We start from the raw sequence: 16,937 nt of genomic DNA, 5'->3' as shown, positions 1-16,937 counted from the left end.
GTTTCATCAAACGAAGGATCAGGCCCATTCTAGGATTCAAATCCTTCGCTTCAGCAGTTGCAACGTTGGACGGAATAGAAGTGGCGCACATGATCCGAAAGGGTCAAATTACGCTTGGCCTCTGTCCGTTTCGCCAGTTCAAGGAACTTGCCTCTTAAACCTGCTGCCACACCGCGTTCTCCTTATCCAACCGAAAACACGAAACAGAGCCAAGCCGCACCCCACGATGGCGATATGCTTCAATGTCATGAAAGAGCACCCCATGCGATCCATCCGCCCCAGATCAAAAGCACCAAACCAGAAATCAGGTCGAGCCAACGAGTGGCGCATGGTGTGATGCGTGCGCTTGCTTTGGACGCCGCCGTCACGAGAAACAGCCACCATAGCGCCGAGCCGACGAAAACTCCGAGCACCAGCACATATGCGGCTCCGGATGACGCCGTCGCAGATGCACCGATGCCCGCAACGAGCGCCACAAACGCTAGGATGGTCATCGGGTTTGAGATTGTCAGGGCGAAAGTGGTAACAAACGCAGGAATGAGGCCTCGTGCGCCTCTTGCATCCGCTGGCTTTGAGTCTTCGCCTACGCCTCTTAGAAATGTACGGACGGACAGCGCCCCGAGGATCGCAATCAGCAATCCTCCAAAGAGCTCCATTGGCTCAGCGTAGCTGACTAATATACCCGTTGCCGCAAAACCTGCGGCAACCATGAACCCGTAAACCGCATCCGCGCTGGCAGCTCCCAGCCCTGACGCCATGCCATGGGCCTTCCCGTCTGCAAGCGTACGCTTAATACACTAGAGGCCAATTGGGCCAACCGGTGCCGCAACGGCCACGCCAACGCCTTTTAACAAGACTTCAATCATCTCACTCTCCGTCGGATCGGGGCGCTACGCGCACGGGAGCGGTCTCTTTGTGTGTTTTTAGGGCGAAAATCGTTTCTGTGTGTGTCACTGCAGTAAACGGCTTCACCACCTCGGCAAGAAAATCCTGCACTGCATTCATGTCCTTCACTCGCAGTTGCAGAAGATAGGAATGCCCTCCCGAAATATGATGAAGCGCCATGACTTCTGGCCGGGCGCAAAAAGCGTCTACAACCTCTGCTTCGCCCTCGTACCCCATGTCGATCAGGATAAAGCCGGCAAGGCCGTCCCCGACGCGGTGCGGATCAAGTGCAGCGTGCCAGCCCCGGATTGTCCCGTTCGCAGCTAGTCAGCGCAGACGGTCGTTGGCGGTGGAGGTCGGCACACCCGAGGCTTCAGCAATCGCCGCGCTCGAAGCGCGCCCATCGCCTTGCACAATTTCGCAAATTTTCCGGTCAACCGCGTCCATAATCGGTCCCTATCTATCTTTAATCGGTAAAGCCGTACAGTAGCCGAAATATTCTGCCAGTACCGGCGACAAAACGAAATCCATTGAAAAGACCGGACAGGGGCCGGTGAAACCTAGCGATCTCCGTCAATCTCCCCCAGTTTCGTCAGAAGATGGATGCCGGATTTTTGAAAGCTGTCATTCTGCTGGTTCTCAAACAGATCGGCACGCAATGGAACTAAGCTCCGGCACTTGATCGCATCAACAACAGCAGTCGCCACCAGAGGCAAGACTGATAGCGACCTGTGGGATCAGCAGCGAAACCAAAAGAAGATTAGCGGTTCCTGCATATTCTCTTAAGACTGCCGCAGTGTTTTCAATAGCGTCGCCGCGCATTCTTACCAATACTGCGTGGCATAGTATCCAATTTTGGTAGGAGTTGCATCCAATCGCCAGGCGTTATCGACCGCCTTTCGGGCAGTTGATTTGACTGGTTATCATTCAGTGGTAGCAAAGGCGGGAGGGGCGGAGACCTCAATTATCGCAGCGCCTCGCGCCTTTGCGGGCAGTCGCGCGATAGACCGAGATCTAAAAAGTCTGAAAGCGCCTATTCAGGTTCAGAACAGCGATCTCGATTATACCGCAGTTGCATCAACGTCTGCGAAGCGCAGAAAGCTGACTTTGCAAAGCTCGGAGTGCGGCCCAATCCGGACGTGAGTTTAGAGTTAAGTTGTTGCGGAGGGTTCTCCAAAGCTGCCGTTCACACGTGGCGCTTCGTTCACATGGTCGGTGTGTTCGCAACGCAAATTCACCCGACATTCGAGTTAACAGAAAGCATGAATCTAAGAGGAACGCCCTAATATCAAGGCCGGTTTACAACAAAATTCGGTACTATCCCTGCCTTCATGATCGCTGCTTCAACATCATGCCCTGCGAAGAAACCGAATCCAGAGATGAGTGCGGAAGCTAAGCCTGCATTTCGTGCACCTAGAATGTCGGTGTGCAGGCTGTCGCCAACCATCAGAACCCGGGACTTGTCGATGTGCCCCAGACGATTGAATGCAAGATCATAGATGTTGGCGAAAGGTTTTCCAAAGAACTGAGGGATGACGCCTGTCCGGTCTGCTAGCAGGTGCGCGTAAAGACCGGGTTCTTTGGAAAAACCGTACTCGCGCGGAGCGGCAATGTCGGGGTTGCCGACTAATACCGGACGGGGACGCTCTAGCAAAGCGGCCTCCAACATGGCTTGTCGCGTTTCATTCCAAACAGCTGACCCGATCATCAAAAAACCGTCGACGGTTTCGTAGGGCTTCGGGTCATCCTCCAGATAGGAAAGTTTCAGCCCCTCCAGATCGCGAAGGCCGGCACTGGGAGTTGCCATCAATCCCCAATGCAACTCACTTTGGCCGTTTATTTCAGACAACAATGTGGCCCGACTGGTGATCACGTCTTGTGGCGCGAAGTTGTAACCAAGCCTATTGTATTTCTCTATGAGAGTTGTGTGGGGAAACCCAGCGGCATTCGACACAACCAGAACACGTTTGCCGGCGGCTTTCAGCGACCTGACCCGATCTGGTGTATCTGGGATTGCCGTATCACCAATATTGAGAACCCCGAAGGCATCGAGGAGGAACACGTCAAACTCATGAGCTATGTCCTCCAGCGTGTCCGCCCGGCGATAGCACACTTCAGTAGATCTGGTTTGCGGAAGGCGATGTCGCACAGCCTCGTAGGCGTCAAAAGCCTCTTGCGCAGAGAACCCGGTCAAATGATGGCTCCTCGTACTTTCGCCGAAACCCATTCGCTGATCATAACCGCGACCAGAATTACAATCAGGATCAGGCTGACTTGCGGCCAAGCCAGTACGTTGAGCGAAGCCGACAATTGCAACCCGATACCTCCGGCTCCAACCAGCCCGAGCACCGTGGATTCGCGGATGTTGATATCCCAACGGAAAACAGCAATGCCTGCAAACGCGGGTAGGATTTGCGGTACGATCCCATAAGCCATGACCTGCCAGCGTGAAGCGCCGGTTGCCGTGATTGCTTCGACCTGCGTGTGATCGATTTCCTCAATCGCTTCGTAAAGAAGCTTTGCGCAAAACCCGATTGAACGAATGGCGATTGCTACTACACCGGCGAACACTCCGGGACCAATAATCGCGATCAGAAGAAGCGCCCAGATCAACGAGTTGATGGAGCGGGTCGAGACAATGACCAATAGCGCAATCGGCCGGATGAACAGAGCGGACGGCGTGGTGTTGCGGGCAGCCAAAAAGGCGACGGGCACTGCCATACACAGGGCGATGATTGTACCCAAAGTGGCGATATTTAGCGTGTCCCAAATCGGGCGACCCAGTTGGGTGATGTAATCCCATTTAGGAGGCGTTGCCCGGGTCCAAATATCATTGGCGATGCGGGGCGCGTCCCAGACGAAAAACCAGGTGGTGGATTCCGAGATCAGCTGCCAGCAGTAAACAAAAATCGCCACGCCCAGCAACCAGCCGAACCAACGAACCAAGCTCTGACCTGTTGTCCGGCGACGCCAGATTTGCGCACCGTCGCGTTCAAGTATCGGCATTACTGAACCCTCGCTCTAATAATCCCCGAAAGGTATTCAAGAGCCATCACGATGCCGATGATAAGTATGAGAATGGCTGCCGCAGTGTCGTATTCATAGCGGTCGAATGCAGTGTTCAAAGTCGCTCCAATTCCACCAGCTCCCACGAGCCCGAGGATCGCGCTTTCTCGGAAGTTGATGTCGATCCGATACATGGAAAGGCCCACAAGCCGCGGCATCACTTGCGGCTGAACTCCATAATTGATCCATTGCGGCCAACGTGCTCCAGACGCCTTAATCGCCTCGGCCTGAACCTTGTCCATGGCTTCGATATCTTCGGCCAGCAGTTTCGAGAGAAATCCGATGGTGGCGAAGGATAGCGTCAGAAATCCGGCCAGCGGTCCAAAACCGAATATAGCCACTAACAAAATGGCGACAATGATCTCCTGTAACGCCCTACTTATTGCGACAATGCCTCGGCAGATAATGTAGATTGGCAATGGGGCGATATTGCGTGCCGCCCCTAGTCCAATCGGAATAGAAATCAAAATACCAACGACCGACGCGGCGACAGTCATCACTATACTCTCCACAAGGCCGCTCCATATATCGGTCCACCGCGAAAGAAAGTCTGGGCTGGTAAACGCAAGTACAAACGCCCATCCCCGGTCTAGCCCTTCATAGACCCGCCCCCAATCAACTTCGATGGTCATAAAGGCTGCGATCAGGTAGGCGAAAAAGCCAAGAAGCAATGCCCAGCGGAGCAATGGGTTTTTAACAAAGGCAGGCTTACGCCAGCCTTTTCCCAGCATGTCGTCTAACTCTCGATGGCTCATTCTGCAGCCTCGACATCTTCATCTTCGTCCACTTTTTCGATGGTTGCTTCCCAGTCTTCTTCCCCATAGATCTCGGTCAGCTTCTCAGGGGTAAGGCCGGTGGGAAGCCCATCATACACAATTTCGCCAAAGCGGAGACCCACGACGCGGGGAACAAACATCTGAGCGAGCGCCACATCATGGATATTGATAATGGCTGCCAATCCGCGTTCCTGACATAACTCGGTGATTAGCCGCATTATCTGACGGCTGGTCTTTGGGTCCAGCGACGCAGTTGGCTCATCAACCAGCAACAATTTCGGGTTTTGAATCAAGGCGCGGCAGATGCCCACCCTTTGGCGTTGACCACCCGATAGCTCATCTGCCCGCTTATCAGCCATGTGCAACAGCCCCACCCGATCGAGTAGCCGGAAGGCTTCGTCCACATCCGACTGCGGATACCGCCGCAGGAAACTGCGCCAGAACCCCACGTAGCCCAGCCTGCCGGACAATACGTTTTCCATCACCGTGAGGCGTTCGACCAAGGCATATTCCTGAAAGATCATGCCCATTTCGCGGCGTGCTTTCCGCAGCGCACCCGAGCCGAGTTTGGTCACGTCTACGTCATCCAGAAGGACGCCGCCGCTTGTGGGTTCGACTAAGCGGTTTACGCAACGGATCATGGTCGATTTGCCCGCGCCCGAGGGCCCAATCAACGCAAGAACCTGTCCTTTTGGAACCTCAAGATCAATCGCCTTCAGCGCCTGATCTCCGGTCTTGTATGTTTTTGTCAGCTTTTGAAGACGCAGCATGAAATGCCCCAGATTAGGGTGAACAGCAGGCCCTTTCAGGCCCGCCGGATGTGCCAAAGATTACTGGCAGGCGTAAGAGACGCCATTTGCTGCGTCAATTTTACGAATGACGTCCCAGAATTCCTGATAGGTCATCTCGAGGAATTGGCCTTCGTTCGATTTCGAGAACTCCGCCTCCAGTGTCGTGCCTTCCCAGTCAAAATTGAAAAACGCATTGCGGATTTTCTCCTGCAACTCGGGTGTCAAGTTGTAAACGGTCCCAAACCCTGTGGTCGGGAAGGTCTGCGACTTGTAGATCGTAACGACATCATCTTCCTTGATCACATCGCGCGAGATCATCCGGGATTTAACGGAGTTCGCGATCGAAGCCGCTAGGTAGTCCTTGTTGGCGACACCTAGTATCGAGTTGTCGTGCTTGCCCGAGTAGACAGGTTCGAAATCGCGTTCGGGCTGAAGATCAAAGTCGCTCTTCAGGATCGCTGAGGGCGCTTTGAATCCCGAGTTGGATGTGGGGGATGTAAAAGCCAGTTGCTTTCCCTTGATGTCTTCAACCTTTTCGATACCCGAGCCCGGATAAGTGATGATTTCCATCTCGTAACCAAAATTACCGTCCTTCGAAGCCATGATTGTGAACGGACGGAACCCAGCGCAGTTTACCGCAAGTGGGTTGGATCCGGTGTTGAATCCCGCAATATGCAGGCGCCCTGAGCGCATCGCCTCGATCTGGGCTGCGTTGTTTTGAACAGGAAAGAAGACAACGTCCTTGCCCGTTTCTGCTTTCAAATGGTCCAGAAAATCAGACCACGCGGTTTTGTATACGGCAGGGTCTTCAACCGGCGTATAAGCAAAGATCAAGGTGTCTGGATCTATTTGCTCGGAAGGATCTGTGGGGATATCCGCGATCAAATCACCGTCGGCATCACAAAAACGCTCGTCCAAGTCACCGCGTGGACAATCCTGCGCCGACGCTATTCCACTCATCGACATGAGTGCGATTGCAGAGGCCCCAAGCAATAGTTTGATATCGATCTTCATGTTTTCCTCCCAGTCATGTGCGGTGCTTTCTGTCCGCTGTTAATCAATCATTCTATGTCTACCCGGCGACGAGAACGTCGACCTCGGCGCCCTCAATAGCGTTACGCAATTCTCCTGTTGGTTTTTTGTCGGTGACTATGGAATCCAAGTCGTTAAGGTCTCCTACTTGAGACAAGCCTTTCCGACCGAATTTCCCGGAATCAACAAGAAGGTGCCGTTTCTCGGCACGCGTCAGCATCACCCTCTTTACTGCCGCAAAGCCCCGCACTGTTTCTGAAGGACCATCCGTCGAGAAACCAGAGGAACCGATCATGCACCTGTCGACGTTGAAACGGGACAGAAATTCCAGCGTCTCGGTTCCGATAGTTGCAGACTCAGTTGCCAAGTATTCCCCTGGGCATAACAGGACTTGAGCAGCCCCATGGCCAAGGGTCATAGCTACGGGAATGGAATTGGTTATTATCGTGCAAGGGGTGCCAATATAAGCAAGTGCACGTGCCATTTCGATTGTGGTCGAGCCAGAATCGATCATAACCGTTTCACCGCTCTGGATCAGTTCTGCTGCAATGGCACCTATCCGTTCGCGTTCCTCTACCTGAGCGTTTGTTCGTTCATCCAAACCTGGATAGTGCCCTTGCGCAGCAGCTGATGCCCCCCCGTGTGCCCGTGCTATCAAGCCGTCATTCGACAGAGCATCGAAATCTCTGCGTACCGTCTCGTTGGAGACGTTGAACCGCTGTGCCAGTTCGTTGATGCGAACGTGCGGGCGCAGCTTCAGCTCCAACAATATCTGTTGGCGCCGGTCGGACTTCTTTACCCGGCTCTGGTTCTTTTCAGACATTTTGCCGCGCGTTTTTGTTTTGGACATCCGACGACCCGACTAGGCTTCGAAACCTACTTTTGTGGGCTTTCGGTCATAATGCAATATTTTTTGTTGCATAACCCTCAGAAGGTTGTGAGAATTCGAGCGATCACAAGTAATTCGAAGCGCAAAGCGAAGATGCACAGGTTGATCAAATTCAGAATACGAGCCAAGGCAAAGCGTTAACTGGCCGACTTGCCAATAAGAAAGCTTCCTTTTGGTTTTTGATCGTGTGGCATTGAGGAGCGGCATGGGCGACAGCGAAACGGCAGATCAGATTGCGGCGCTTCCAATGCGCTGGGACAAGACTGGCAAGTTGCGCGTTCTTATGGTCACTTCGCGGGATACCGGCCGGTGGGTTATCCCAAAAGGATGGCTAATGGACGGCAAAAAACCATGGCATGCCGCAGAAATAGAAGCTCAAGAAGAAGCAGGCGCAGTCGGCACCATATCGAAACGGGCCATCGGTCATTTTTTCTATGATAAACGATACGAGGGGCGAAGCAGCGTTCGCTGCCGCGTTACCCTTTATCCTCTGGTCGTCGAAAAGTTGAAACGACATTGGAAGGAAGAAGGTGAACGAACGCGTCATTGGTTCACACCGGCAAAGGCCGCAAAGTTGGTTCAAGAGAGAGACCTGTCAGATTTGCTGAATAATCTAACAGACGATCCAGAAGTCAAAATTGTCATAGAGAAACTTCGAAAGGCTGCATGAGGAAGGGCATGAAAGAACCGGGAAACCCGGTCGCATTTAGCTCAAAGGGAGGAAAAAATGAGAAAATTGACATCCACTGCGGTTGGATCGGTGATCGCCCTGGCTGCGTCACTATCAGCGGCACAGGCCGATAAGTTGACATTCTATTGTTCGGCACAGGAAGACTGGTGCCAACTCATGGCGCGAAGCTTTGAAGATGCGACGGGCATCGACGTCAACATGACCCGGAAGTCGTCAGGTGAAACTTTTGCACAAATCCGCGCCGAAAGCTCGAATCCGAAGGGAGACGTTTGGTGGGGCGGCACGGGTGATCCGCATTTGCAGGCCGCCGAAGAGGGCCTGACGATGGAATACATTTCGCCAATGCGCGACCAGCTTCATGATTGGGCGATATCCCAAGCGGAAAGCGCGGGCAACAAGACGATCGGTATCTATTCAGGCGCACTCGGCTATGGCTACAATGCCGATCTTGTTGCTGCCAATAACCTACCCGAACCAGCCTGCTGGAAAGACCTGCTGAAGCCCGAATACAAGGGCCACGTTCAGATGGCGAACCCGAACTCATCAGGTACGGCCTATACCACGCTGGCGTCGATGGTGCAGATCTTTGGTGAAGATGAAGGCTTTGAGTTCATGAAAGGTCTGCATTCGAACATCAACCAATATACCAAGTCTGGTTCTGCGCCGATCAAGGCCGCCGGTCGTGGTGAGAACACCATTGGTATCGTCTTCATGCATGACGCTGTGAAGCAGGCCGTTTCAGGATTCCCGATTAAGGTCGTCGCACCGTGCGAGGGCACAGGATACGAAATTGGCTCGATGTCGATTATTGAAGGAGCCCGCAACCAAGAAGAAGCGAAAAAGTTCTATGACTGGGCACTGTCACCCGAAGCCCAGAACCTTGCTCTTCAGGTCAACGCGTTTCAGGTACCTTCGAATAAGAGCGCGGAAACTTCGGATAGCGCGCCAGACATGAGTCAGATTAAGCTGATTGACTATGACTTCAAAAAGTATGGTTCGTCAGACGAACGGAAGCGACTGTTGCAGAAATGGGACGAAGAGGTTTCGACTCTGCCGCAGTAAATGACTGATCGGACTTCAAAAACGACCCATCCGGTCCTGATCTTCTGGATCACGGCCGGGTGGGTCGGATTCTGCCTGTTGCCTTGGTATATGGTCGACGGTGGCCTTTGGTCGTTCGAGTGGCTTTTGGGCGGCTACCCATTCGATGAGGATTATGCCCCCGCGGCGTTTCTGATTGGACAGGGTGAAAAACTTTGGCTCGCTCCGCTCCTGATCGCACTCGCCTTGCCGCTATTGGTGTTGAAGCGCCCCAAATCTGATCCACTTTACGCCAGAATACTGATCCTGTCAGGGGCGCTTGGCTTTGGCTGGCTGATCGCTCAGGGGTTCAGCATTGGCATCAGAGGCTTCAACTTCAATTGGTTGGAGGCGATGTTTGGCGAACTCAGCGACCGTCAGTTCGGAATGGGCTATGGCGCGATGATGTGTGCCTCAAGCTTTCTGTTCCTGCTTACTCAGGGGATCGCGGCAAGGGGTGCCATTAACGGTGACGTCTTTGTCGTCAGCGCCATCGGTGGCGTTATTACAATTGTCACCGCTTTTGTCTTTTTTCCCATCGCGAAGATGCTTTTCGCTGCCTTCATCACCGAAGACGGCGCGTACTCCATCGCGGTATTCTTCTCAAAGTTTTTCGATGATCGACTTTGGGGTCTGGGATGTTTTCAGGGAGCGCGTTGTGGCGCCGCCTGGAATTCACTGTTCCTTGCCATTTTCGTTGGTGTCATCACTACGGTCCTGGGTCTTTGCTTTGCACTGGTCGTGACGCGCTCAGGCTTTCGCCATAAAAGCGCGCTGCGGGCTCTGACCGTTCTGCCGATAATCACCCCGCCATTCGTGATCGGCCTAGCGCTGATCTTGCTTTTTGGCCTGTCCGGATCGGTCACCCGGTTCTTTGCCGAATTGTTCGGAACGCAGCCGACACGCTGGCTTTACGGAATGCCTGGCATCCTGATCGCGCAGACACTCGCGTTCACGCCAATTGCGTTTCTTGTTCTAATAGGTGTGGTTGAAGGCGTCTCTCCGTCGATGGAAGAAGCGGCCCAAACGCTCCGCGCCAGCAGATGGCAGACATTCAAGACGGTTTCGTTGCCCCTGATGCGGCCCGGTCTTGCGAACGCATTTCTTCTGGGCTTCATCGAAAGCATGGCCGACTTCGGCAATCCGCTTGTATTGGGCGGGAATTTCGACGTGCTTTCGACCGAGATATTCTTCGCCATCGTTGGCGCTCAATACGATCAAGGCAGAGCCGCGGTCCTGGCCATGGTGCTGCTCTTCTTTACTCTTTCCGCCTTTTATGCTCAGCGTGTCTGGCTGGGGAAGAAAAGCTACACAACCGTCACCGGCAAAGGGGATGCCGGCGTTCATCCGCTGATGCCGACTGGCCTTTCCGTTCCAGTGCTGCTCATCGCTCTGGGCTGGGCGCTGTTCACAATTGTTGTTTATGCGATGATCATTTACGGCAGTGTCGTCGAGTTGTGGGGTGTCGATAACTCGCTGACTATCAAACACTATATCACCGCATTCTCCGTACGTTTCGAAGAAGATAGCATTCGCTGGACCGGAGCCGCTTGGGACAGTTTCTGGACTACCATAACCATCGCGGCCATTGCTGCCCCGTTGACTGCCGCCGTTGGTCTGGTGACCGCTTATCTGCTGACCAGGCAAAGTTTTGCAGGCAAGAACGCTTTCGAATTTGGAACAATGTTGTCCTTCGCTATCCCCGGAACAGTGATAGGCGTCAGCTACATCCTAGCCTTCAACGTTCCGCCAATTGAAATCACGGGTACTGGTGTCATTCTCGTTGTCAGCTTCATCTTCCGTAATATGCCGGTTGGCGTTCGTGCGGGGATCGCGAGCATGTCGCAGCTTGACCGCAGCCTTGATGAATCCTCGCTGACACTTGGTGCAAACTCGTGGCAAACGTTCCGAAACGTTATCCTGCCGCTGTTGCGCCCTGCGATACTTGCTGCGCTCGTTTACAGTTTTGTCCGTGCCATGACTGCGATCTCGGCTGTCATCTTTCTGGTCAGCGCAGAATATGACATGGCGACCAGCTACATTATCGGTCGGGTCGAGAATAACGACTATGGCCTTGCGATCGCCTATTCGACGACGCTGATCTTTGTGATGCTCGCGGCGGTCGGTTTACTGCAACTACTTGTTGGCCGGGTCCAGATTGGACGACGCACGCAACACGGAACGGAGACATCGCGATGACCGATACCAAAATCGGTTCCAAGGCCGCCCCGGTACGCTTTGAGAACGTGTCGAAAATATTCGGCAAGGACGTCGTCGCCGTCGACAACATCAACCTGCATGTCGAGGCAGGAAAACTCGTCACACTGCTTGGTCCGTCAGGCTGCGGAAAAACAACGACTCTGCGCATGATTGCCGGGTTGGAAATGGCAAGCTCGGGCAAGATCCTAATTGGTGATCGGGACGTGACCAAATTGCCCGCCACCGACCGTGACGTATCCATGGTGTTCCAGTCATACGCGCTTTTCCCTCACATGAGCGTGCTGGAAAACGTGATGTATGGCCTCACATTCTCGGGCTTTGCAAAGGATGAAGCCCGCAGCCGCGCTCTGTATGGATTGGAACTGGTCGGTCTTCAGGGGTTCAACAACCGTCTTCCCTCTGAACTGTCAGGGGGCCAACAACAACGTGTTGCCGTCGCCCGCGCGCTGGTTCTTGAGCCTCAGGTTCTGCTGTTCGACGAGCCGCTGTCCAACCTCGATGCCAAGCTTCGCCGTCAGGTGCGAGAGGATATTCGGGCAATCCAGCAAGACCTTGGTTTGACAGTTGTTTACGTGACCCACGATCAGGAGGAGGCACTGGCAGTTTCGGATGAGATTGTCGTCATGCGCAACGCAGCGATCGCCCAAATGGGCACACCACGCCAGCTTTACGATGCTCCGAACGACCGTTTTGTCGCCGATTTCATAGGTGAGGCAAACCTTTTGGATTGTCAAATCGTCGATATCAATGGCGACGTGGCAACGATAGAAATCGAAGGCTACCGCCACACGCTGCCACGTCGCGGTTTGTCCGAAGGAAACGCAACCATTGCAGTGCGACCCTCACGTTTGGTTATCGGCTCAGACCAAGGCATACCAGCCAAGGTGGCCAAGGCGACCTATGTTGGCGTTCGGATGGAATACACGCTGATCGGTGCATTCGGTCAGGTTTTTGCCGTACACGATGACGTCGATGCGCCGCTTGATCCCGGCACCGAAGTTAGAATGGGTTTTGCTGACAAAGGGCCCGTTCTTTTGCCGGATTAAATGCCGAAACTCATTATCATCACAGAACCCGAGGTCTCTATCGATCCGGCCGTCCCGATAACTGAATGGGGCTTGAATGCTGTGGGCCGTAAGCGCGCTACTGAATTTGCATCCAGTGGAATCCTGACCAACGTCACGCAGATATGGACCAGTGGCGAGCGGAAGGCCCGCGAAACAGGTGAGATTCTTGCTGCACCACGAACGCTACCCGTGAATTGCAACTTGGGTCTTGGTGAGAACGACCGCAGCGCAACCGGTTACTTGCCACTGAAAGACTTCGAAGCCACGGCCGATGCTTTCTTTGCTCAGCTGGAAAGTAGCTATCGCGGTTGGGAACCAGCGATCGAAGCACAGATACGCATTCCTCGGACAGTCACTGAGATTACCCAGTCACGTGATGCCGGGGATCTTGCAATCGTGACGCATGGAGCAGTGGGCACATTGCTTTGGTGCGCACTCTCGAATTGTTCGATAGACCGCAAGCACGACCAACCCTCACAAGGCCATTTCTGGCAGGCTGATTTAGCTACGCTCAAGCCTAGATCACGTAGGGTCTCATTGGCATGGGCGTTAAGCGTTCCAAGCGTTCTCTGCGATCTCACGCAACGTTTCGAACACGTCTGGCGTGCCTGCGATCACGCGCCCGCCGTCTCGGATCATCGCATCGGCGTTCTGATCCTCAACAACGCCACCCGCTTCCGAGACCAGCAATTGCCCAGCCAGACAATCCCATGCATTCATGTGCTCCTCCACGTAACCCAGAAGGCGTCCGGCAGCGACGTAAGCCAATGAAAGCGCTCCGCTGGCGTTTCTGTGAAACATCGCCCCGTGCTCAATCAGATCCTCGATAACAGGTAAGACATGACGGCTCTCAATCCGGTTCGAGTATCCTACGGCCACTGTTCCGTCGTGCAACGGCACTCCTGACGCGACGCTTATCGGTGATCCGTTCAGTGTCGCAGCTTCTCCGCGAGTTGCTACAAAAGTTTCATCCACGTTTGGATCGTGGATCACACCAATCTCCGTTTGGCCTTCAGTGACACCAGCCAGAACAATGGTCCATGCAGGAATACCGTTCACGAAATTCGTGGTCCCATCAATTGGATCAATAACCCAGTCAAAGCCACTCTCTCCCGCTACCGCGCCATGCTCTTCACCGTATACGCCATCTTTGGGCCACGCCTCCGCGATCCTTTGACGAATGAAAGTCTCGACATTTTTGTCCGCCTCGCTCACCCAGTCCTGAGCGCCTTTTTGATCAACAATAAGATTGACCCGATCTGCAAAGAACTTTTTGGCAAGTAGCCCAGCTTCCTTACAGACTTCGGAGGCAAAGTCTCTGCGTTCTGAAAGTCGAGACATAGGTGCTCCTTTTTCGGTTGGAGAGTTGCCCAACAACATTGTAGGCCTAGCGAAGACTAGGCAACCACATAGTCATTTCGCTTGCTTCAGGTGCCAATATTGGCTCCACAAACCTTGAGTTCCTAGTGTCTGCGATCTTCTCCGCGATCAATCTCCCGATCGATAGTTCTCTAATTTCTGATTGCATTGGATGCAGAGCCGACTTGCGGTAGCGCAGCTAAGATCCTGAAACACCCACCCTTTGAGTGTCGGCTTACTTGTCGGCGCTCAATTTGGTTTGTGCGCGCAACAAAGGTCGGCTCTCCATTCGAACCGCAGACCTGAAATGTCCGTTTTGGGCTGCCTCCAGTCATAGGCACGGGAAGACCCTTGATTTCATGCTTTCACAACTTCGCAACAAACCAGCCGCCACCAAGTTCTTCGCCAGGATGTTGGGGATCAATGGATTGCCGAGGAAGATTGTGATCGACAAGAGCGGTGCCAACACCGCCGGCATAAAGGTCATCAACAAAATGCTCAAAGGCTTTGGCTGCCCGATCCCAATTGAGATGGTTAGGCGGAAATACTTGAACAATATCGTGGAACAGGACCACCGTTTCATCAAGAGACGCACGCGGCCAATGCTGGGGTTCAAGGCCTTTGCTTCAGCAGCGGCATCGCTCGACAGAATCGAAGTGTCGCACATGATCCGCAAGGGACAACTCACGCCCGGACTCTGCCCATTTCAGCAGTTCGCTGAGCTCGCCACCTGACAAACGAGCGATTACTGAAAAAACTCAACGGGCTCAAATCTTTGCAACAAAACCCTCAGAAACGACTTCTGCGCTAAGTACACGAGCCCAACCAAAAGCAGCGCAAGTCCGCACAACAAACAGTTCGCGAACTCAGGACTTCTTTATTTAGCCACATGTTATCCACTCACTTGAAAACAAGAAACCGACTCATCAAAAAAAACACACCTGTGTAAGCCACCATGGCCGGAAGTTGTGCAATGCCTGGCGACAGGTCCATCGCGATCCCACCATGCAGGACGGCTAGGTTTACTGCCAGGCTGACTCCAAAACAGAAAAGAAATTGGATTGCGCGCTTGGCACTTGGCCTACGATTGAAGGTAAACTTGGAGTTTAGGAGAAACGAACCGCACACAGCGACGCAATGACCAATCACATTGGACACTCCTGGCGGAGCACCGACAACGAATAGAAAACCGTAGAAAACTGTCAAACCGACAAGCGTATTTACAACGCCAACCAGACCGAAGGTAACAGCTTGCCGTAACAAGTCATTCAAGGGCGATTGCTTGGCGGTATCTGTGGCCGGCTTAGTCACATTTGAACGCCTTCTCGGTGTCGTTGGTCAAGGCGGCGTCTGTGCCGCTTGATTGATCACTTTCAGACTTCGGCAGTACATCTTGAACGAAGTACAGCGGGCGTCGCTTGGTTTCGTTGAAGATGCGTCCAAGGTATTCGCCAATCACGCCCAGAACCATGAGTTGGACACCGCCGATCAGTGTGACAATCGCGATGAGCGACGGGAAGCCATCAACCGGATCGCCAAAGAAAATCGCCTTTAACACAATGTAGGCACCGTAAATAAAAGCAAACATAGCCACCAATAGCCCTAGGTAGGTCGACAGTTTCAGCGGCAGTATGGTGAACGACGTGATCGCTTCGAGGGATAAGTTCCAAAGCTTCCAGTAGCTCCACTTGGTTTCATCGGCAAAGCGAGGGTCGCGGTCGTATTCAATTGCGATCTGACGAAAACCCACAACTGCAAACAGGCCCTTCATAAAACGGTGCTGCTCACGCAGTTGAAGCAAAGCATCTAGAGATTTCCGATCCATCAAGCGGAAGTCACCGACATTGGCAGGAAGTTCGACCTTTCCACCGACCCGAGTCATAGCTCGATAGAACAGGGCAGCGGTTTTTTTCTTGAGCCATGATTCACCTGCACGACTGCGACGCCGTGCATAGACAACGTTATATCCCTCGCAGTGTTTATCTATCATTTCAGGTATCAGCTCGGGCGGGTCCTGCAGATCGGCATCAATGGGAACCACTACGTCTCCGCGCGCGTGGTCCAAGCCGGCTGATAAGGCGATTTCTTTGCCATAATTGCGGCTCAGATCAACTACCGTAACCGAAACGTTGTCGTTCATGAGCTCGCGCAAGCGATTTAGCGTTTCGTCTGAACTGCCATCGTTTACATATACGATTTCCAGTTCGATACCGTCGATTTTACACGCGGCTTTCGTGCGCTTATGAAACTCAGCAATACCACTTTGTTCATTATAGCAAGGCACGACAATGGAGAGCAGCAAAGATACGATTCCCACAAATCACTCAGGGTCAAACACCCCAGCCTAAACATATCTATTGCAAGTTCAACAGAACTTAGGGTTTTCAGTTGACCTGCCCCAGCTCTGGCTCTCCAGAAGAAATCTATTGCTTGGTCGAGCTCACCACCGCCTGATTTGCCCCTAGGCCACGGAAGAACCTGTCCGCGGCGGTTCTGTCGCAAACACTGGCGGTATCAAAGCAGTCAACAAAAGGATGTGTCGCAAACTTTGGGTCTTGATTGACGAGCCTGCAGATTTCGACGTTTGCTATCCGCGTACTGTTCTCCAACAGGTTTCAGCATGATTTCCTTGAAAGGCTGTCATTTTCCCAAGGATGCGATTTTGTACGCTGTATACTTCTACCTGCGGTACACGGTTTCTTATCGTGACTTGGAAGAGATCATGGCTGAACGCGGTGTGCGAGTTGACCACGCCACATTGAATAGGTGGGTTGTGAAATACTCGCCGATAGTCGCTGCTCGTGCGCAATCAAAGAAGCGCTCAACTCACAGTTCTTGGAGAATGGAGGAAACCTCCATTCGTATGCGCGGGAAGTGGATGTGTCTCTATCGAGCGGCCGACAAAGCGGGAAACACCCTTGATTTCATGCTGTCCGAGCGACGTAATCGTCCAGCAGCCACCAGGTTCTTTGCCAAAGCACTCTCCTCAAACGGGATCCCGATCAAAATTGTCATAGACAAGAGTGGCGCCAATGCAGCTGGCCTTCGAGAAGTGAACAGAACCCTGAAGCGGTTCGGCTG

The 16,937-nt window shown here is 53.2% G+C and carries 18 protein-coding genes and 3 pseudogenes; 9 read left to right on the top strand and 12 right to left on the bottom strand.

Going from position 1 to position 16,937, the window contains the following annotated elements; translation table 11 throughout:
• Positions 1-158 (top strand): annotated as a pseudogene (locus GOW98_RS24005) (DDE-type integrase/transposase/recombinase); the annotation flags it as partial.
• Between the two features lie 87 nt (positions 159-245).
• Here the strand turns inward: GOW98_RS24005 and GOW98_RS24000 are convergent.
• Together GOW98_RS24000 and GOW98_RS26415 are read right to left on the bottom strand one after the other, a co-directional pair.
• Positions 246-794 carry a LysE family transporter gene (locus GOW98_RS24000; protein WP_367646898.1) on the bottom strand — a complete coding sequence of 183 codons (549 nt, stop codon included), beginning with the start codon at positions 792-794 and terminating at the stop codon, positions 246-248.
• Positions 795-867: 73 nt separating this feature from the next.
• Positions 868-1,065: an Lrp/AsnC ligand binding domain-containing protein gene (locus GOW98_RS26415; protein ID WP_170336893.1), complete on the bottom strand. Its 198-nt coding sequence runs from the start codon at positions 1,063-1,065 to the stop codon at positions 868-870.
• Between GOW98_RS26415 and GOW98_RS23990 the strand changes: the two genes are divergently transcribed.
• Positions 1,054-1,212, top strand: a complete 159-nt coding sequence (locus tag GOW98_RS23990) for a hypothetical protein (RefSeq protein WP_170336891.1) — start codon at positions 1,054-1,056, stop codon at positions 1,210-1,212. The two genes, GOW98_RS26415 and GOW98_RS23990, sit on opposite strands and share 12 nt — an antisense overlap.
• Here GOW98_RS23990 and GOW98_RS26410 read toward each other — a convergent pair whose 3' ends face one another.
• The 7 genes from GOW98_RS26410 to GOW98_RS23955 all read right to left on the bottom strand — a co-directional run bounded on the left by GOW98_RS26410 (position 1,213) and on the right by GOW98_RS23955 (position 7,400).
• Entirely contained in the window at positions 1,213-1,332 is a 120-nt protein-coding gene (locus GOW98_RS26410) for an AsnC family transcriptional regulator (RefSeq protein WP_170336889.1), read from the bottom strand.
• An 841-nt stretch (positions 1,333-2,173) separates the two neighbouring features.
• Entirely contained in the window at positions 2,174-3,112 is a 939-nt protein-coding gene (locus GOW98_RS23980) for an HAD-IIA family hydrolase (RefSeq protein ID WP_170336887.1), read from the bottom strand.
• Complete coding sequence (phnE, locus tag GOW98_RS23975) at positions 3,076-3,891, bottom strand: phosphonate ABC transporter, permease protein PhnE (RefSeq protein WP_170336885.1); 816 nt, start codon at positions 3,889-3,891, stop codon at positions 3,076-3,078. The genes GOW98_RS23980 and phnE (GOW98_RS23975) overlap by 37 nt, the downstream gene beginning before the upstream one ends.
• The gene (phnE, locus tag GOW98_RS23970; RefSeq protein WP_170336881.1) at positions 3,891-4,706 is read right to left on the bottom strand and encodes a phosphonate ABC transporter, permease protein PhnE; all 816 of its coding nucleotides are present in this window, start codon (positions 4,704-4,706) and stop codon (positions 3,891-3,893) included. The genes phnE (GOW98_RS23975) and phnE (GOW98_RS23970) overlap by 1 nt, the downstream gene beginning before the upstream one ends.
• Positions 4,703-5,497 carry a phosphonate ABC transporter ATP-binding protein gene (gene phnC / locus GOW98_RS23965; RefSeq protein ID WP_170336879.1) on the bottom strand — a complete coding sequence of 265 codons (795 nt, stop codon included), beginning with the start codon at positions 5,495-5,497 and terminating at the stop codon, positions 4,703-4,705. Before phnC ends, phnE (GOW98_RS23970) begins: the two co-directional genes overlap by 4 nt.
• A 60-nt stretch (positions 5,498-5,557) precedes the next feature.
• The gene (gene phnD, locus GOW98_RS23960) at positions 5,558-6,532 is read right to left on the bottom strand and encodes a phosphate/phosphite/phosphonate ABC transporter substrate-binding protein (RefSeq protein WP_170336878.1); all 975 of its coding nucleotides are present in this window, start codon (positions 6,530-6,532) and stop codon (positions 5,558-5,560) included.
• A 58-nt stretch (positions 6,533-6,590) separates the two neighbouring features.
• Positions 6,591-7,400, bottom strand: coding sequence for a DeoR/GlpR family DNA-binding transcription regulator (locus GOW98_RS23955; RefSeq protein ID WP_170336876.1), 810 nt, complete (start codon positions 7,398-7,400; stop codon positions 6,591-6,593).
• 244 nt (positions 7,401-7,644) lie between these two features.
• Here GOW98_RS23955 and GOW98_RS23950 point away from each other — a divergent pair, with 244 nt between their 5' ends.
• The 5 genes and pseudogenes from GOW98_RS23950 to GOW98_RS23930 all read left to right on the top strand — a co-directional run.
• Positions 7,645-8,109 carry an NUDIX hydrolase gene (locus GOW98_RS23950; protein WP_170336874.1) on the top strand — a complete coding sequence of 155 codons (465 nt, stop codon included), beginning with the start codon at positions 7,645-7,647 and terminating at the stop codon, positions 8,107-8,109.
• A gap of 57 nt (positions 8,110-8,166) precedes the next feature.
• Positions 8,167-9,192: an ABC transporter substrate-binding protein gene (locus GOW98_RS23945; RefSeq protein WP_170336872.1), complete on the top strand. Its 1,026-nt coding sequence runs from the start codon at positions 8,167-8,169 to the stop codon at positions 9,190-9,192.
• Positions 9,193-11,409 carry an ABC transporter permease gene (locus GOW98_RS23940; protein ID WP_170336870.1) on the top strand — a complete coding sequence of 739 codons (2,217 nt, stop codon included), beginning with the start codon at positions 9,193-9,195 and terminating at the stop codon, positions 11,407-11,409.
• Positions 11,406-12,476 (top strand): ABC transporter ATP-binding protein, encoded by a 1,071-nt coding sequence (locus tag GOW98_RS23935; protein ID WP_170336868.1) that lies wholly within the window; start codon positions 11,406-11,408, stop codon positions 12,474-12,476. The genes GOW98_RS23940 and GOW98_RS23935 overlap by 4 nt, the downstream gene beginning before the upstream one ends.
• A pseudogene (locus tag GOW98_RS23930) lies at positions 12,477-12,944 on the top strand (histidine phosphatase family protein); the annotation flags it as partial.
• Between the two features lie 102 nt (positions 12,945-13,046).
• Here the strand turns inward: GOW98_RS23930 and GOW98_RS23925 are convergent.
• Positions 13,047-13,838: an inositol monophosphatase family protein gene (locus tag GOW98_RS23925; RefSeq protein WP_170336865.1), complete on the bottom strand. Its 792-nt coding sequence runs from the start codon at positions 13,836-13,838 to the stop codon at positions 13,047-13,049.
• 353 nt (positions 13,839-14,191) lie between these two features.
• On the opposite strand from GOW98_RS23925, the pseudogene GOW98_RS23920 reads away from it, so the two are divergent.
• Positions 14,192-14,590, top strand: a pseudogene (locus GOW98_RS23920) (DDE-type integrase/transposase/recombinase); the annotation flags it as partial.
• 166 nt (positions 14,591-14,756) lie between these two features.
• Here GOW98_RS23920 and GOW98_RS23915 read toward each other — a convergent pair.
• Complete coding sequence (locus GOW98_RS23915) at positions 14,757-15,167, bottom strand: GtrA family protein (protein WP_170336863.1); 411 nt, start codon at positions 15,165-15,167, stop codon at positions 14,757-14,759.
• Positions 15,160-16,158, bottom strand: a complete 999-nt coding sequence (locus GOW98_RS23910) for a glycosyltransferase family 2 protein (RefSeq protein ID WP_217359724.1) — start codon at positions 16,156-16,158, stop codon at positions 15,160-15,162. The genes GOW98_RS23915 and GOW98_RS23910 overlap by 8 nt, the downstream gene beginning before the upstream one ends.
• Positions 16,159-16,476: 318 nt before the next feature.
• On the opposite strand from GOW98_RS23910, the gene GOW98_RS23905 reads away from it, so the two are divergent.
• The coding region (locus tag GOW98_RS23905) for an IS6 family transposase (protein WP_170336861.1) at positions 16,477-16,937 on the top strand (461 nt) is incomplete at its 3' end.

This window comes from Ruegeria arenilitoris (assembly GCF_013032445.1).
Taxonomy (GTDB): Bacteria; Pseudomonadota; Alphaproteobacteria; order Rhodobacterales; family Rhodobacteraceae; genus Ruegeria; species Ruegeria arenilitoris_F.
This window is presented reverse-complemented; position numbering and strand designations above follow the sequence as displayed.

Bases quoted from the DNA above. Each gene is read 5' to 3' on its own strand.
- GOW98_RS26415 (WP_170336893.1), bottom strand. From the start codon at position 1,065: ATGGCGCTTCATCATATTTCGGGAGGGCATTCCTATCTTCTGCAACTG.
- phnC (WP_170336879.1), bottom strand. From the start codon at position 5,497: ATGCTGCGTCTTCAAAAGCTGACAAAAACATACAAGACCGGAGATCAG.
- GOW98_RS23940 (WP_170336870.1), top strand. From the start codon at position 9,193: ATGACTGATCGGACTTCAAAAACGACCCATCCGGTCCTGATCTTCTGG.
- GOW98_RS23955 (WP_170336876.1), bottom strand. From the start codon at position 7,400: ATGTCCAAAACAAAAACGCGCGGCAAAATGTCTGAAAAGAACCAGAGC.
- GOW98_RS23925 (WP_170336865.1), bottom strand. From the start codon at position 13,838: ATGTCTCGACTTTCAGAACGCAGAGACTTTGCCTCCGAAGTCTGTAAG.
- phnE (WP_170336885.1), bottom strand. From the start codon at position 3,891: ATGCCGATACTTGAACGCGACGGTGCGCAAATCTGGCGTCGCCGGACA.
- GOW98_RS23990 (WP_170336891.1), top strand. From the start codon at position 1,054: ATGAAGCGCCATGACTTCTGGCCGGGCGCAAAAAGCGTCTACAACCTC.
- GOW98_RS26410 (WP_170336889.1), bottom strand. From the start codon at position 1,332: ATGGACGCGGTTGACCGGAAAATTTGCGAAATTGTGCAAGGCGATGGG.
- GOW98_RS23980 (WP_170336887.1), bottom strand. From the start codon at position 3,112: ATGGGTTTCGGCGAAAGTACGAGGAGCCATCATTTGACCGGGTTCTCT.
- GOW98_RS23945 (WP_170336872.1), top strand. From the start codon at position 8,167: ATGAGAAAATTGACATCCACTGCGGTTGGATCGGTGATCGCCCTGGCT.
- phnE (WP_170336881.1), bottom strand. From the start codon at position 4,706: ATGAGCCATCGAGAGTTAGACGACATGCTGGGAAAAGGCTGGCGTAAG.
- GOW98_RS23935 (WP_170336868.1), top strand. From the start codon at position 11,406: ATGACCGATACCAAAATCGGTTCCAAGGCCGCCCCGGTACGCTTTGAG.
- GOW98_RS23950 (WP_170336874.1), top strand. From the start codon at position 7,645: ATGGGCGACAGCGAAACGGCAGATCAGATTGCGGCGCTTCCAATGCGC.
- phnD (WP_170336878.1), bottom strand. From the start codon at position 6,532: ATGAAGATCGATATCAAACTATTGCTTGGGGCCTCTGCAATCGCACTC.